This window comes from Nocardia flavorosea NBRC 108225 (genome assembly GCF_001613385.1).
Classification (GTDB): Bacteria; Actinomycetota; Actinomycetes; order Mycobacteriales; family Mycobacteriaceae; genus Nocardia; species Nocardia flavorosea.
In genome coordinates this window covers 309,655-324,157 of the sequence record NZ_BDCG01000017.1, presented here as the reverse complement: position 1 = coordinate 324,157, position 14,503 = coordinate 309,655, and the positions used below count along the sequence as shown (strand labels likewise).

The window sequence follows — 14,503 nt, the reverse complement described above, 5'->3', positions numbered from 1 at the left end:
TAATTCCCGCTGGGCAATTTCATGCCGGCTACGCCCCGGCGAGCCGCCGGTAACCGGCATGCCACAGCCATTCCACCGGCCCGCGTTCGAACCGGCGCAGCCAGAAGTGCGCGAACAGCGCGATCACCAGGACCACCACCAGATAGGTGGCGACAGTGAACGGGACCCGGGCGTCCGGCGCGAATCGCGCGGCCAGCCCGAAGCCCCAGCCGTAGCAGATGATCGCGGCCACCAGGTTCTGCAGGATGTAGCAGCTGAGCGCGGTGCGGCCGATCTCCGACAACCTCCGGCCGGTGAATCCGGTCGTGGACCGGCGTATGTAGAACTCGGCGACCAGAGCCAGGATCGCCAGCGATACCAGCGGTGCGACGGCATACCGGGTCACCAGCACCCAGTCGCCGCCGCCGAACACACCGAGCAGCAGATCGACCGGCGCGGCGACGCCGAACCCGAGCACCAGCAGCCGGCGGCGCAATCGGGCACCACCGGGCGCGAAGATGCCCGCGTGGAACAGCCGGGCGCCGACGAGGAACAACGCGATGGACAGCGGCAGGATCAGGACCGCCTCGAACCGGAACAGCCCTGCGTTCTCGATCCGGAACAGCACCAGGTCCCAGAAGGACCCGTCGGCGTAGGGATTGGGGGACAGCGGTTCGGCGCCGGAGCCGTCCGTGGCCCCCGCCATGGTGAGACTCAGGGCGTACACCGCGATCAACGTGAGGTGCAGGCACAGCATGCCGATCAGCCACCGCCCCTGGACGCGCGGACTGCGGGCGAGCAGGAACGCGACGATCAGGGCGGTCACCGCATACCCCATCAGCACGTCGAACTCCGCGACCAACAGGAAGTTCAGCAGACCGTCGAGGAACAGCAGTGCAGCCCGCCACGGATACTTACCGGGCCAGCGCCGGCCACCTCGCCGGGCCGAGGCCTGCTGGATGGCCAGGCCGATCCCGAACATGACGGTGAGCAGCCCCAGGAATTTCCCCTGGGCGAGTTGCTGCAGCACCTTTTCTGCCCACATCCAGCCGTCCTCGGGGGCGGTGACAAGCCGGTTCAGGTACCCGACCATGCCCTCCGGGTCGGTGAGAATCCAGATATTGGTGCCGAGGGTGCCGAGGATGGCGATACCGCGCAGCGTATCGAGCGCTATCAGGCGCGTCGGGCGCGGCGGTGCTCCGGTCGGCGCGGAATCGGCTGCGGTACTGGTCATATCCCCAGCATGGCGCAGCGCCACGGTCCGGCATCCGCCATAAGTACGACTCCGGGGATGATTCGCCGGGGCGGGGCCGGGCGCCGATCGCCTGCCGAACGCGAATCGTCGCCTACGCTCGATAGCATGCAGCGCATCATCGGTATCGAGGTCGAGTACGGGATATCCACACCGACCGAACCGTCGGCCAATCCGATCCTCACCTCTACCCAGGCGGTACTGGCATACGCCGCGGCCGAGGGGGTGCCCCGCGCCAAGCGCACCCGGTGGGACTACGAGGTGGAATCACCGCTGCGCGACGCCCGCGGTTTCGATCTGAGCCGGATGAACGGCCCGGCGCCGGTGATCGATGCCGACGAGGTCGGGGCGGCGAATATGATCCTGACCAACGGCGCCCGGCTCTACGTCGACCACGCCCATCCCGAATACTCCGCCCCCGAGGTCACCGATCCCATGGACGCGGTGATCTGGGACAAGGCCGGCGAGCGGGTCATGGAAGCCGCTGCCCGGCACGCCTCCAGTGTGCCCGGTGCGCCCCGGATGCAGTTGTACAAGAACAACGTCGACGGTAAGGGTGCCTCCTACGGTACCCACGAGAATTATCTGATGAGCCGGGATACGCCGTTCAACGCGGTCATTCTCGGGCTCACCCCGTTCTTCGTATCCCGGCAGGTGATCTGCGGCTCGGGTCGCGTCGGCATCGGGCAGTCCGGCGACAACCCCGGGTTCCAGCTCTCGCAGCGATCGGACTACATCGAGGTCGAGGTCGGCCTGGAGACCACGCTGAAACGCGGCATCATCAACACCCGCGACGAACCGCATGCCGATGCCGACAAATACCGCCGGTTGCACGTCATCGTCGGCGACGCCAACCTGGCCGAGATGTCGACGTACCTGAAGGTCGGCACCACCGCACTCGTGCTCGACCTGATCGAATCGGGCGCGGACCTCTCCGATATGCAGCTGGCCCGCCCGGTCACCGCGGTGCACACCATCAGCCACGATCCCACGTTGCAGGCGAAGGTCGCCCTGGCCGACGGCCGGGAACTGACCGGACTGGCGATCCAGCGGCTATACCACGAACGTGTCGCGAAGTTCGTCGAGGAACAGGGCAACGACGACGCGCGCGTCCGCGATATCCTCGACAACTGGTCGATGATCCTGGACAAGCTCGAACGCGATCCGATGGAATGCGCCGACCTGCTCGACTGGCCGGCCAAACTGCGCCTGCTGGAGGGTATGCGCAGCCGGGAGGGGCTGGGCTGGGCCGCCCCCAAACTGCATCTGATGGATCTGCAGTATTCCGATGTCCGCCTCGACAAGGGGCTGTACAACCGGCTGGTAGCCCGTGGCTCGATGAAACGGCTGGTTACCGAACAGCAGGTACTGGACGCCATGACCAAGCCGCCCACCGATACCCGGGCTTATTTCCGCGGTGAATGCCTGCGCCGTTTCGGCGCCGATATCGCGGCCGCCAGCTGGGACTCGGTGATCTTCGATCTGGGCGGCGATTCACTCGTGCGAATCCCCACTCTCGAACCCCGGCGTGGGACCAAAGCTCATGTGGGCGATCTGCTCGCCAGTGTCGATACCGCCGCTGACCTGGTGCAGAAGCTTACCGCCTGACCATCGGGCCCGGCCGGCGCGTGGGTTTCCCGCTTCGAGGTGGGGCGTAATCCGACTACGTGTCGGCCCGGCTGGGTAGTGTTGAATTACGAGCACACCAGGCTGCTCACGATTCGTCCGGTGCGAACGAGCGCCGGTCGGTGGAAAACAGAGGAGGTCGGCTGCGATGGCACAAGAGCAGACCAAACGCGCCGGGGGCGGCGACGATGACGAAGGCGTCGACGGCGTAGACGCCGCCGGTCAGGAGCGGCGCGAGAAGCTGGCGGAGGACACCGACGACCTGCTCGACGAGATCGACGATGTGCTCGAAGAGAACGCCGAAGACTTCGTTCGCGCCTACGTGCAGAAAGGTGGCCAGTGACCGCAGGTGACCCCTTGCGTCTCCATCTGGGGTACGCCCTGTCATCCTTTTCCGAACATTTGCGCCAGCACGCGCCGGATCTGCTGCCCAGCAACAGATTCGACACGCTGGGTCAGCCCGCCGCCGCCGGGAATCCCGGCGGCGGTGCCGCGGGAGATATCGCACCGCACGGTACGACCGTGGTCGCGGTGTCCTACCGCGGCGGTGTGCTGATCGCCGGCGACCGGCGCTCCACCCAGGGCAACCTGCTGGCCGGTCGTGATGTGGAGAAGGTCCACATCACCGATACCTTCTCGGCGACCGGTATCGCCGGAACCGTGGGTATGGCCATCGAACTGGTGCGGTTGTTCGCGGTGGAACTCGAACACTACGAGAAGATCGAAGGCGTGTCGCTCACCTTCGACGGCAAGGCCAACAAGCTGTCGAAGATGGTGCGCGACAACCTCCCGGCCGCCATGCAGGGCCTGGCCGTGGTACCGCTGCTGGTCGGTTTCGACCCGCAGGCCACGGATCCGGACCGGGCCGGGCGCATCGTCTCCTACGACGTGGTCGGCGGGCGCAGCGAGGAGCGGTTCGGTTTCACCGCCGTCGGCTCCGGTTCGATGTTCGCCAGGACATCGTTGAAGAAGCTGTACGCCAAGGGAATAGACGCCGATCGAGCCCTTCGGATCGCGGTCGAATCTCTTGTCGACGCCTCGGACGACGATACCGCCACCGGCGGGCCCGATCTGCTGCGCGGTATCTACCCGACGGCGATCCTCATCGACGAGGAGGGGGCGGTCGAGGTGGCCGAATCCCGGCTCGAGGAGATCGCCCGCGGTATCGCCGCGGACCGCCAGGCCGTCGAAGAAGGGAGCGCACGGGCATGACCATGCCGCTGTATGCGTCCGCCGAGCAGATCATGCGCGACAAGACCGAGCTCGCGCGTAAAGGGATCGGCCGGGGCCGCAGTGTCGTCGTGCTCTCCTACGCCGAAGGTGTGGTGTTCGTGGCGGAGAACCCGTCGGCCACCCTGCACAAGGTGAGTGAACTCTACGACCGCACCGGGTTCGCGGCGGTCGGCAAGTACAACGAATTCGAAAGCCTGCGCCGCGGCGGCATCCTGCAGGCAGATCTGCGGGGTTACCAATACGACCGGCGCGATGTCACCGGCCGGGCCCTGGCCAATGCCTACGCGCAAACGCTCGGGTCGATCTTCACCGACCAGCTCAAACCCTTCGAGGTGGAGATCTGCGTCGCCGAGGTGAGCTACCCCGGGCAGGAACCGGAATCGGTGCTCTACCGCATCACCTTCGACGGTTCGATCGTCGACGAACGCGATTATGTGGTGATGGGTGGTACGACCGAACCCATCGTCACCGCCCTGAAGGAGTCCTACCGGCCCGGGCTGGATCTGTCGGACGCGATCCGGGTCGCGGTCGAGGCACTGCAGGTGACCGAGGGGCCGGACAAGGAGAAGCGCACACTCGGCTTCGACTCCCTCGAGGTGGCCACCCTCGAACACGCCCGGCCGCGGCGAGCGTTCCGCAGGATCGGCAATGCCGCGCTCGAACGGCTGCTCGCCTCATCGGGAGACGGGGAGCAGGAGAGCGGCGAAGAATAGCCGGATAGGCCACGCCACCGAGACGTATCAGGCCGGATGCGGCCCTGGTGACGTGGCCTGTGCGGTGCCCGACCCGGCCCCGTGCATTTTCGGTGGCGCAGTGTGCAGTTTCAGCCCCGCATTCGGGCAGGAAATGGCCGTTTCGGCGCTGCATGCACTCGCCGGGCAGCCTCACCTTCCGGCGTGGCGGTCCCGGCCTTCCGCCTGGCCCATGCGCCCACGCTGGTGCCGATAAGCTCATCAGAACACCCGGAGATGGTCACCGCACCGAACCCTTCCCCAGTGGACAGGCCAGTTCAGCGAGCCCTGACAACGCCCACACGCCCTCCCGACGCAACCAGCGGCGGTGCCGAGTTCAGCGAGGCCCTGAGAGGTTTCGGCCCGTCCCTGCTTTCCGTGCTCGATGCGATGCGGCGCAGCCGCGAGTGTCGAGTGCGGAAAGCAGGGACCAAGGGGGGCCGAAACCCGCGGCGCCGAAGGCGCCGCAAAATAAACACAGCCAAAATCATTACGTTTTTCGCACTCACCCGCAGGAATCATTCCGCGCTGTAACCTCGATAGTGTGCAGCGACGAATCTTGGGGGTCGAGACCGAATTCGGTGTGACGTGCACCTTCCACGGGCACCGCAGGCTCAGCCCCGACGAGGTGGCCCGGTATCTGTTCCGCCGGGTGGTGTCATGGGGGCGTAGTTCCAATGTGTTCCTCCGGAACGGCGCCCGGCTCTACCTCGACGTCGGTTCGCATCCGGAGTACGCGACCGCCGAATGCGACAGCCTGGTCCAGTTGGTCACCCATGACCGGGCCGGGGAGCGGGTGCTGGAGGAACTGCTCATCGACGCCGAGCAGCGTCTCGCGGAGGAGGGTATCGGCGGGGATATCTACCTGTTCAAGAACAACACCGATTCGGCCGGAAATTCCTACGGTTGTCACGAGAACTTCCTGGTCGTGCGGGCCGGTGAGTTCTCCCGCATCTCCGATGTGCTGCTGCCGTTCCTGGTGACCCGGCAGTTGATCTGCGGCGCCGGGAAGGTGTTGCAGACGCCGAAGGCGGCCACGTACTGCCTGTCACAGCGGGCCGAGCACATCTGGGAGGGGGTCTCCTCGGCGACCACGCGGTCGCGGCCGATCATCAACACCCGCGACGAGCCGCATGCCGATGCCGAGAAGTACCGGCGCCTGCATGTGATCGTCGGCGATTCGAATATGGCCGAGACCACCACCATGCTGAAGGTCGGTACGGCCGCCCTGGTGCTGGAGATGATCGAGGCCGGTGTGTCGTTCCGCGATTTCGCGCTCGACAACCCGATCCGCGCTATCCGCGAGGTCAGCCACGATCTGACCGGCCGTCGTCCGGTGCGGCTGGCCGGCGGGCGCCAGGCCAGCGCCCTCGATATTCAGCGCGAGTACTACGCCCGCGCCGTGGAGCATCTGCGCAACCGTGAGCGGGATCCGCAGGTCGACCAGGTCGTGGATCTGTGGGGCCGGACCTTGGACGCCGTGGAATCCCAGGATTTCGCCAAGGTCGACACCGAGATCGACTGGGTGATCAAACGGAAACTGTTCCAGCGCTACCAGGAGCGGTACGGGATGGAGTTGTCCGACCCGAAGATCGCCCAGCTGGACCTCGCCTACCACGACATCAAGCGCGGCCGCGGTGTATTCGATCTGCTGCAGCGCAAGGGGCTGGCGAAGCGGATCACCGAGGACGACGCGGTGGATGCGGCCGTGGATACGCCCCCGCAGACGACGCGTGCCAAACTCCGCGGCGATTTCATCACCGCGGCGCAGGCCGCCGGCCGCGATTTCACCGTCGACTGGGTACACCTCAAGTTGAACGATCAAGCTCAGCGCACCGTGTTGTGCAAGGATCCGTTCCGTTCGGTCGACGAACGCGTGGACCGCCTCATCGCCTCGATGTAGTTCCGTAGTTTCGCGGCGTCGCAGGCGCCGCGTACACGGCCTGCACTACGCTGTGTCGGGTGGCGATATCCAAGGTCGAGCGCCTGATGAATCTGGTCATCGCGCTACTGTCGACCCGGCAGTTCCTGACTGCGGAGCGGATCCGGGAGAGTGTCGCGGGGTACGAGGAGTGCGCCAGCGACGAGGCGTTCAGCCGGATGTTCGAGCGGGACAAGAACGAGCTCCGTGATCTGGGCATTCCGCTGGAGGTGGGCGCCTCGGGCCGGTTCTCTACGGTGGAGGGGTACCGGATCAACCGGGATGCCTATGAGCTGCCCGATATCGATCTGAGCAGCGAGGAGTCGGCAGCGGTGGCGGTGGCGCTGCAGATGTGGGAGTCCCCCGAGCTGGCCTCCGCGGCGGCCGGTGCGTTGCTGAAGTTGCGGGCCGCCGGAATCCATGTGGAGACCGATACCGCGTTCGCGGCCATTCCCGCGGTACCGGCGCGGACGCGGGGGTCCGAACCGGTGCTGGGCAAGTTGCTGGCGGCCATCGACGCCGGTCAGGCCGTGCGGTTCGAGCATCGGGGGGCCAGTAACGCGCCCTATCTGATGCGTGATGTCGAACCGTGGGGTGTGGTCACGCTGCGGGGCCGCTGGTATCTGGTGGGGCACGACCGGGACCGGGACGCCGTGCGAACCTTCCGGTTGTCCCGTATCGGCGAAGAAATCACCCCCTACGGGCCGCGTAACGCGGTGAAGGCGCCCACCGGAACCGATCTGCGGGGGATCGTCGCGCAGGTCACCGGGACCGCTCCGGTCACCGGTTCCGCGACGATCTGGGTGGCGCAGGGGCGTGGCCGGGATCTGCGCCGGATCGGTGAGATCGTCGGCAGCCGCAGTTTCGGTGGGCGGCCGGGCAGTGTGCTGGAGGTACCGATCCGGTCGCAGCATTGGCTGGCCCGCCTGATCACCGGCTTGGGTCCGGACGCGCTGGTGCTCGAACCCGCGGATCTGCGTGCGGATGTGGTGGCGCGATTGCGTTCGGTATTCGATCGGACCGAGGTGCCGCTGTGAGTACGCGGTTGTCGGCGCGGTTGTCGCGCCTGTTGAACATGGTGCCGTATTTCGTGGCCAACCCCGGGATCAGTGCCGCGGAGGCGGCCGCGGACCTCGGGGTCACCACCAAGCAGCTCATGGCGGATCTGAACCAGCTGTGGATGTGTGGTCTGCCGGGCTATGGGCCCGGCGATCTGATCGATCTGTCGTTCTCGGAGGAGAGCGTGCAGGTCACCTTCACCGCCGGTATCGAGCGTCCGCTGCGCCTGACATCTATCGAGGCGACCGCGGTGCTGGTGGCGTTGCGGTCGATCGTCGACCTGCCCGGCATGGTGGATCCGACCGCGGCCCATGCGGCGATCGCGAAACTCGAGGCGGCGATTTCCGGGGGCTCGCCGGCCGCGACCTCGGTCGGGCCTCCCGAGGAGGCTCCGGCGGTCACCACCGTTCGTTCCGCGGTGGCGGCGGGCCGGGCGCTGCGACTGGAGTACTACTCGGCCAGCCGGGACGTGGTGTCGACGCGGGTGGTGGATCCCATCCGTATCGTCGCGGTGGACGACAACAGCTATCTGCAGGGCTGGTGCCGGGAAGCCGAGGGCGTGCGGCTGTTCCGGTTCGACCGGATCGAATCGGCCGAGGAACTCGCCGAACCGTCGCAGCCGCCGCAGGAGGCGCGGGCGACCGACGCGGGCCTGGATCTGTTCCAGGACGATCCCGCCGTACCGCTGGCCCGGCTGTTGATCGCTCCCGATTACGGCTGGGTGCTCGACCAGTATCCGATACACCGGATAGCGGTACACCCGGACGGCAGCCTGGAGGCGACGATGCGGTTCGCCACGCTGGACTGGATGGCGCGTCTCGTCCTCGGGTTCGGCTCCGGGGTGACAGTACTGAGTCCGCCGGAACTGGTGGCGGCGGTCCGGGACCGCTCCGAGGCCGCGCTGGCGGCGTATCACAGCGCCGGACTGGACGAATCGGCCTGAACCGGACTGCTCCGCGCCGGCCGCGAGAGTGCCGCGCAAGCGGCGCGGCGGTAAACGGCGGTCGACAACGGCTGGGACATGCCTGTGAGTGCCCCCGCTCCCGTTCGGTATCGGCATTACGGCAGGTAGCATCAGAGAGACCACAGTCTTGGGAGGTTTCCACAATGGGCTCTATGAGCATCTGGCACTGGGTGATCGTTGCGGCGGTGTTCTTGGTGTTCTTCGGCGCGAAGCGGATGCCCGAGGCGGCTCGCGGGCTCGGCCGGTCGCTGCGGATCTTCAAGAGCGAGGTGAGCGAGATGCACAACGACAGCAAGTCCGCGAGTACCGGTGTTGCCGCGCCCGCTCCGGAACTGCCGTCGGGCCGGGAGGCGAACGCATCGCCCACCGAGCACCGGAGCGAGTCGAAAACGCTCTGAGACCCGTCCGGCGTGGGCCAGGGTTCGCCCGGCCCGCTGCGATGGCTGTCCACCCGGCGCTGCCGACCGGGCACCGTTCCCCACCCCGTGCAGGTGAGCCTCGGGGTGGGTACAGTGCCGCAGGCCGAGCGGAGCGAGGCACGCTGATACGAGGGCATACACACCTATGCGAATTCCGTTCGACCCCCGGCGCAGCAAACGGCGCACGAATCCCGACGGCACGATGTCGCTGGTCGAGCATCTCCGCGAGTTGCGTACCCGGCTGCTGATCTCCCTCGCGGCCATTTTCGTCACCACAGTCCTGGGATTCCTCTGGTACGCGAATTCGTTCCTCTGGATGGACAGCCTCGGCGAGGTCCTTCGCGGTCCCTACTGTGATCTGCCCGATTCGGCTCGGGCCGCCCTGTCCCCGGACGGGGAGTGCCGGCTGCTGGCGACCGGGCCGTTCGAGCAGTTCATGCTGCGATTGAAGGTCGGTATGACGGCCGGTGTGGTGATGGCATGCCCGGTCTGGCTGTATCAACTGTGGGCGTTCATCACACCCGGCCTGTACCCGAAGGAACGTAGGTACGGAATCGGCTTCGTGTCCTCGGGATCGGTACTGTTCGTGGTCGGCGCGATCCTGGCCTACTGGGTTATCGCGCACGCTCTGAGCTTCCTGCTCAGCATCGGTGACAATGTGCAGATCACCGCGCTGAGCGGTTCCCAGTACTTCAGCTTCATCATTCAGTTGCTGATCATCTTCGGTGTCAGTTTCGAAACGCCCCTGCTCATCATCGGCCTCAACCTGATCGGGATCCTCACCTACGAACGATTGAAGGCGTGGCGCCGCGGCATCGTTTTCGGGCTGTTCGTTTTCGCGGCCATCGTCACCCCGCAGGACCCGTTCTCGATGCTGGCCCTGGCCTTGGCACTGACCGTCCTGTTCGAGGTGGCGGTGCAGTTCGCCCGGATCAACGACCGGCGGCGCGCCAGACGCGCCGAACAGGAGCTGGGGGCTCTCGACGATGAGCAGGCCTCGCGGATCGCAGCGCCCTCCCCGGTCGACCCGGCAGCCCCGGTCACCGCGACGGAACCGGTGCCCGCACCCGGCCAGGCGAAGGGGCAGGCACCGGACTATTCGGACACGCTCTGAGCCTCGCTGCCCAGCCGGGAACGACGGGGAGATTTTATCGGCGCGACCGGTGTCGTAATCCTCCATTAGTCTCGGACACGTGACACCGAACGCGTCGCTGACCGCCGAACTGTCCCGGTTCGCCGCCGAGCTGACATTCGAGCTGGACCCGTTTCAGCGCCAAGCCTGTACCGCCCTGGAAAACGGCCACGGGGTGCTGGTGTGCGCGCCGACCGGCGCCGGGAAGACCGTGGTCGGGGAATTCGCGGTGCATCTGGCGCTGGCCTCCGGCGGAAAATGTTTCTACACCACGCCCATCAAGGCATTGTCGAACCAGAAATTCGCCGATCTGACCGAACGGTACGGCCGGGGCCGGGTGGGGCTGCTCACCGGCGATCAGTCCATCAATCCGGACGCGCAGGTGGTGGTGATGACCACCGAGGTACTGCGCAATATGATCTACGCGTCGTCGGACACTCTGCGGGCGCTGTCGTATGTGGTGATGGACGAGGTGCACTACCTGGCCGACCGGTTCCGCGGCGCGGTCTGGGAAGAAGTGATCCTGCACCTGCCGGCCGAGGTGCGGTTGGTGAGCCTGTCCGCGACGGTGTCCAATGCCGAGGAGTTCGGCGCCTGGATGGAAACCGTGCGCGGCGATACCGCGGTGGTGGTGGACGAGACCCGCCCCGTGCCGCTGTGGCAGCACGTGATGGTCGGCCGCCGGATGTTCGATCTGTTCGACAGCGAATCCTCCGATCAACGCGTTCTCGTCGATTCCGATCTGGTCCGCTACATCAAACAGCGGGAGGCCGCCGACCGGATGGAAGGCTGGGGTGGACCTCGCGGCCGGGGCGGCCCGCGCCGGTTCTTCCGCCCGATGCCCCGGCCCGAGGTCCTGGCCCGGCTCGACGAGGAAGGGTTGCTCCCCGCCATCACCTTCATCTTCAGCCGAGCCGGATGCGACGGTGCGCTGGCCCAGTGCCTGCGGTCGGGGCTGAATCTGAGCGGTACGGCCGACCCGGAGGTCGTGGACGCCATCATCGACAAACACACCGGCGAGCTGCCGCGCGCGGATCTGGAAGTGCTCGGTTACTGGGAGTGGCGCGAGGCGCTGCACCGAGGGCTGGCCTCGCACCATGCCGGGATGTTGCCCGCGTTCCGGCACACGGTGGAGGAATTGTTCGTCAAAGGGTTGGTCCGGGCCGTTTTTGCCACGGAAACCCTGGCTCTGGGGATCAATATGCCCGCCCGCACCGTCGTACTGGAGCGGCTGGTGAAATTCAACGGTGAAACGCATGCCGAGCTCACACCGGGGGAGTACACGCAGCTGACCGGCCGTGCGGGCCGCCGCGGTATCGATGTCGAGGGGCACGCGGTGGTGCTCTGGCAACCGGAGGTCGATACCAGCGCGGTCGCCGGCCTGGCCTCCACCCGCACCTATCCGCTGCGCAGCTCGTTCAAACCCGGTTACAACATGTCGATCAACCTGATCGACCGGCTGGGGTCCGATGAGGCGCGGATGCTGCTGGAGCGGTCGTTCGCGCAGTTCCAGGCCGATCGTTCGGTGGTGGGTCTGGTGCGTGGTATCGAGCGCAACGAGGGGCAGTTGCGTAAACTCGCCGCGCAGCTCGGCGGCGAGGAAGGCGATTTCCTCGAATACTACGGCCTGCGGGAACGGATCAAACAGCGAGAACGTCAGCTGAACAATCAGACCCGCAGCGACCGGCGTACCGCCGGGGTCGCGGCGCTGACCGAATTGCGGCGCGGTGATGTGGTCGCCATCGGCGCGGGCCGCCGGGCCGGTCTGGCGGTGATCCTGGAACCCGATGCGACACCGGGCGATCCGCGTCCACTGGTGCTCACCGAGGACAAATGGGCGGGCCGGGTGTCGGTGGCCGATTTCCCGGTGCCCGCCGAACCGCTGGGCCGGATGCGGCTACCGCGCCGGGTCGACCATCGCACTGCCCGCATCCGCCGCGATCTGGCGTCGGCGTTGCGCAGTACCGGGATCACCGCACCCAGCCGTGGCCGCCGCGATAAACGCGCCCGTGGTGCCGAGGATCCGGAGCTTGCGACATTGCGGCGCACCTTACGTTCCCATCCCGCGCATTCCCGGCCCGATCGCGAACAACTGGCGCGAGTGGGGGAGCGCTACAACCGGGTGCGCCGGGAAACCGAGGCCATGCGGCAGAAGGTCGCGTCGACCACGAATTCGCTGGCCCGCACCTTCGACCGGATCGTCGGCCTGCTGGAGGAGCGCGGATTCGTACACGACGGCGAGGTCACCGCGGATGGGCGGCGGTTGGCCAGGATCTATGCCGAAAGCGATCTGCTGGTGGCCGAATGTCTGCGCCAGGGGTTGTGGCGAGGTCTCGGTGCGGCCGAATTGGCGGCCGTTGTCTCCATATTGGTCTTCGAATCCCGGAGTGAGGGCGGGTATCTCGGGGCCACAGGGCCGACGGCACCGATCCGCCGGGCGGTGGCCGATACCATCGCCCAGTGGTCCCGGCTGCGGACCGACGAATCCGAGCACAGGCTCGCGCCGACCCGGGAACCCGATCTCGGTTTCGTCGACGGAATCTACAAATGGGCCCGCGGCGATGCCCTCGTGGACGCCATGCTGGCCGGTGGGGATCAAGGCACGCCGTTGTCGGCCGGCGACTTCGTGCGCTGGTGCCGCCAGGTCATCGATCTGCTCGACCAGATCCACAGCACCGCAGACGATACCGAGGTCGCGGCCACTGCGGCCAAGGCCGTACGGGCGATTCGGCGCGGTGTCGTCGCCGTGGACGCGGCATGAGAGAGTCAGGCCCGGAGGCGGTGGTGCGATACCTCCGCCTTCGCTGCGGCCTCCGCGTCCGTATGCGAGAAGCGATCGTCGGCCTCGCTCATGCCGCAGTAGGCACAGCGTGAGACCATCGATTGTGATTTGATTTCAACCGCACGCGGGGGGCTACCGTGTGTTTGACGATGCGAGTGGAGGCAACCAGATGAGTGGGCCGTACGGACCGAACGACGCCCCGGGACCCGGGGAGGGACGTAACGATCCCACCCAGGTCTGGGGCGGGCAGCAGCCGCCCGGCGCAGCGCCGCAGTGGGGGAACCAGCCACCCGCACAGCCCCCGAACGATCCACAGCAGGCGCAGGCTACCCAGCAATGGGGCAGTGGTGACCAGAGCGGTCAGCAGTGGCAGCCGCAGCCGCAGCAGTGGAGCCAGCCGCAGCCCCAACCGCAGCAGCCCCAGCCGCAGCAGTGGAGCGACCCGACCCAGCAGCAGTGGGGTCAGCAGCCGCCGCCGCAGCAGTGGGGTGACCCGAATCAGCCCCAGCAGCCGCAGCAGGCGCAGCAGTGGGGCGACCCGAATCAGCCGCAGCAGCAATGGGGTGACCCGAACCAGCAACAACAGCAGTGGGGGCAGCAGCCGCAGCCGCAGGCACAATCCGGGCAGTGGGGGCAGCCGGCCCAGCAGCAATGGGGTGCGCAGCAGCCCACCGGCGGGGGCGGTAAGAAAACCGGCATGATCATCGGGCTCGTGCTGCTCGGTGTGGTGGTCGTGGCCGGTGTGGTGGTCGCGATCCTGATGCTGACCGCCAAGGACCAACTCGATCAGGCCGCGGTGCAGACCGGGGTGGCCAAGGTGCTCGAGGAGTCCTACGGGATCGAGGACGTCAAGGATGTCCGGTGCCCAGCGGGACAGGAGGTTGCGGTGGACGCGACGTTCACCTGTGATCTGAAGGTCGGCGGCGAAGACAAGACCGTTAATATCAAGATCACCAAGGACGACGGGACCTACGAGGTCGGCCGGCCGAGCTGAGTTGTCTTCGGTTGCGGTGCAGCCGTTTCGGCCCGTTCCTGCTGTTGGTATCAGCCCCTTGCGGCGTCGCTGCATCGTGTCGAGCGCCGGGAGCGGGACGGGCCGAGCCGTTTCCGGACTCGGGGCTCGGACCTGCCGAATCACCCGTAATGCGGCGGTGTGCTGTGCTCGGGCGAGGGTCGGCGCGGGTGGCGGTGAGTTCGTCGATGAGGCGTCTGCGTTGTTCGTCTTCCGGCAGAGGGCTGGGCCGCCCGCAGGAAAATAATTCCCATATGACGATATGCGCATCTGAATGGTTGCGACCGGGCGGACGGGCGACCGACCAGAAGCGGCAGCCGTAGCGATTCGGGGGTATTGCGGACGAGTTGCCACCTGTAGCGGTTGCCGCTGACCATGACCACCATGATTCTG

12 protein-coding genes are annotated in these 14,503 nt (G+C 66.8%); 11 read left to right on the top strand and 1 reads right to left on the bottom strand.

Annotated elements, in window-relative coordinates:
- Positions 1-28: 28 nt before the first annotated feature.
- Positions 29-1,213, bottom strand: coding sequence for a DUF418 domain-containing protein (locus tag NFL01S_RS23705; protein WP_062978474.1), 1,185 nt, complete (start codon positions 1,211-1,213; stop codon positions 29-31).
- 126 nt (positions 1,214-1,339) lie between these two features.
- Here NFL01S_RS23705 and dop point away from each other — a divergent pair, with 126 nt between their 5' ends.
- From dop to NFL01S_RS34700, 11 genes are all read left to right on the top strand, one after another.
- Positions 1,340-2,839: a depupylase/deamidase Dop gene (dop, locus tag NFL01S_RS23700; RefSeq protein WP_062978473.1), complete on the top strand. Its 1,500-nt coding sequence runs from the start codon at positions 1,340-1,342 to the stop codon at positions 2,837-2,839.
- A gap of 166 nt (positions 2,840-3,005) precedes the next feature.
- Positions 3,006-3,200, top strand: a complete 195-nt coding sequence (locus tag NFL01S_RS23695) for a ubiquitin-like protein Pup (RefSeq protein WP_030521323.1) — start codon at positions 3,006-3,008, stop codon at positions 3,198-3,200.
- Positions 3,197-4,069 (top strand): proteasome subunit beta, encoded by an 873-nt coding sequence (gene prcB, locus NFL01S_RS23690; RefSeq protein WP_062978472.1) that lies wholly within the window; start codon positions 3,197-3,199, stop codon positions 4,067-4,069. Before NFL01S_RS23695 ends, prcB begins: the two co-directional genes overlap by 4 nt.
- Positions 4,066-4,803, top strand: coding sequence for a proteasome subunit alpha (prcA, locus tag NFL01S_RS23685; RefSeq protein ID WP_062978471.1), 738 nt, complete (start codon positions 4,066-4,068; stop codon positions 4,801-4,803). The genes prcB and prcA overlap by 4 nt, the downstream gene beginning before the upstream one ends.
- Before the next feature lie 562 nt (positions 4,804-5,365).
- Complete coding sequence (gene pafA, locus NFL01S_RS23680; protein ID WP_062978470.1) at positions 5,366-6,724, top strand: Pup--protein ligase; 1,359 nt, start codon at positions 5,366-5,368, stop codon at positions 6,722-6,724.
- Between the two features lie 59 nt (positions 6,725-6,783).
- Positions 6,784-7,779 carry a helix-turn-helix transcriptional regulator gene (locus tag NFL01S_RS23675; protein ID WP_157116843.1) on the top strand — a complete coding sequence of 332 codons (996 nt, stop codon included), beginning with the start codon at positions 6,784-6,786 and terminating at the stop codon, positions 7,777-7,779.
- Positions 7,776-8,744, top strand: coding sequence for a helix-turn-helix transcriptional regulator (locus NFL01S_RS23670; RefSeq protein ID WP_062978469.1), 969 nt, complete (start codon positions 7,776-7,778; stop codon positions 8,742-8,744). The genes NFL01S_RS23675 and NFL01S_RS23670 overlap by 4 nt, the downstream gene beginning before the upstream one ends.
- A 164-nt stretch (positions 8,745-8,908) precedes the next feature.
- Positions 8,909-9,163 carry a Sec-independent protein translocase subunit TatA gene (gene tatA / locus NFL01S_RS23665; RefSeq protein WP_062978468.1) on the top strand — a complete coding sequence of 85 codons (255 nt, stop codon included), beginning with the start codon at positions 8,909-8,911 and terminating at the stop codon, positions 9,161-9,163.
- A gap of 166 nt (positions 9,164-9,329) precedes the next feature.
- Positions 9,330-10,298 carry a twin-arginine translocase subunit TatC gene (gene tatC / locus NFL01S_RS23660; protein WP_062978467.1) on the top strand — a complete coding sequence of 323 codons (969 nt, stop codon included), beginning with the start codon at positions 9,330-9,332 and terminating at the stop codon, positions 10,296-10,298.
- Between the two features lie 79 nt (positions 10,299-10,377).
- Positions 10,378-13,077, top strand: coding sequence for a DEAD/DEAH box helicase (locus NFL01S_RS23655; protein WP_062978466.1), 2,700 nt, complete (start codon positions 10,378-10,380; stop codon positions 13,075-13,077).
- Positions 13,078-13,267: 190 nt separating this feature from the next.
- A complete protein-coding gene (locus NFL01S_RS34700; protein WP_062978465.1) occupies positions 13,268-14,092 on the top strand; it encodes a DUF4333 domain-containing protein in 825 nt (274 codons plus the stop codon).
- Positions 14,093-14,503 lie beyond the last annotated feature (411 nt).

Coding starts and splice junctions, on each gene's coding strand:
- NFL01S_RS23695 (WP_030521323.1), top strand. CDS start 3,006: ATGGCACAAGAGCAGACCAAACGCGCCGGGGGCGGCGACGATGACGAA.
- NFL01S_RS23705 (WP_062978474.1), bottom strand. CDS start 1,213: ATGACCAGTACCGCAGCCGATTCCGCGCCGACCGGAGCACCGCCGCGC.
- dop (WP_062978473.1), top strand. CDS start 1,340: ATGCAGCGCATCATCGGTATCGAGGTCGAGTACGGGATATCCACACCG.
- tatC (WP_062978467.1), top strand. CDS start 9,330: ATGCGAATTCCGTTCGACCCCCGGCGCAGCAAACGGCGCACGAATCCC.
- tatA (WP_062978468.1), top strand. CDS start 8,909: ATGGGCTCTATGAGCATCTGGCACTGGGTGATCGTTGCGGCGGTGTTC.
- NFL01S_RS34700 (WP_062978465.1), top strand. CDS start 13,268: ATGAGTGGGCCGTACGGACCGAACGACGCCCCGGGACCCGGGGAGGGA.
- prcA (WP_062978471.1), top strand. CDS start 4,066: ATGACCATGCCGCTGTATGCGTCCGCCGAGCAGATCATGCGCGACAAG.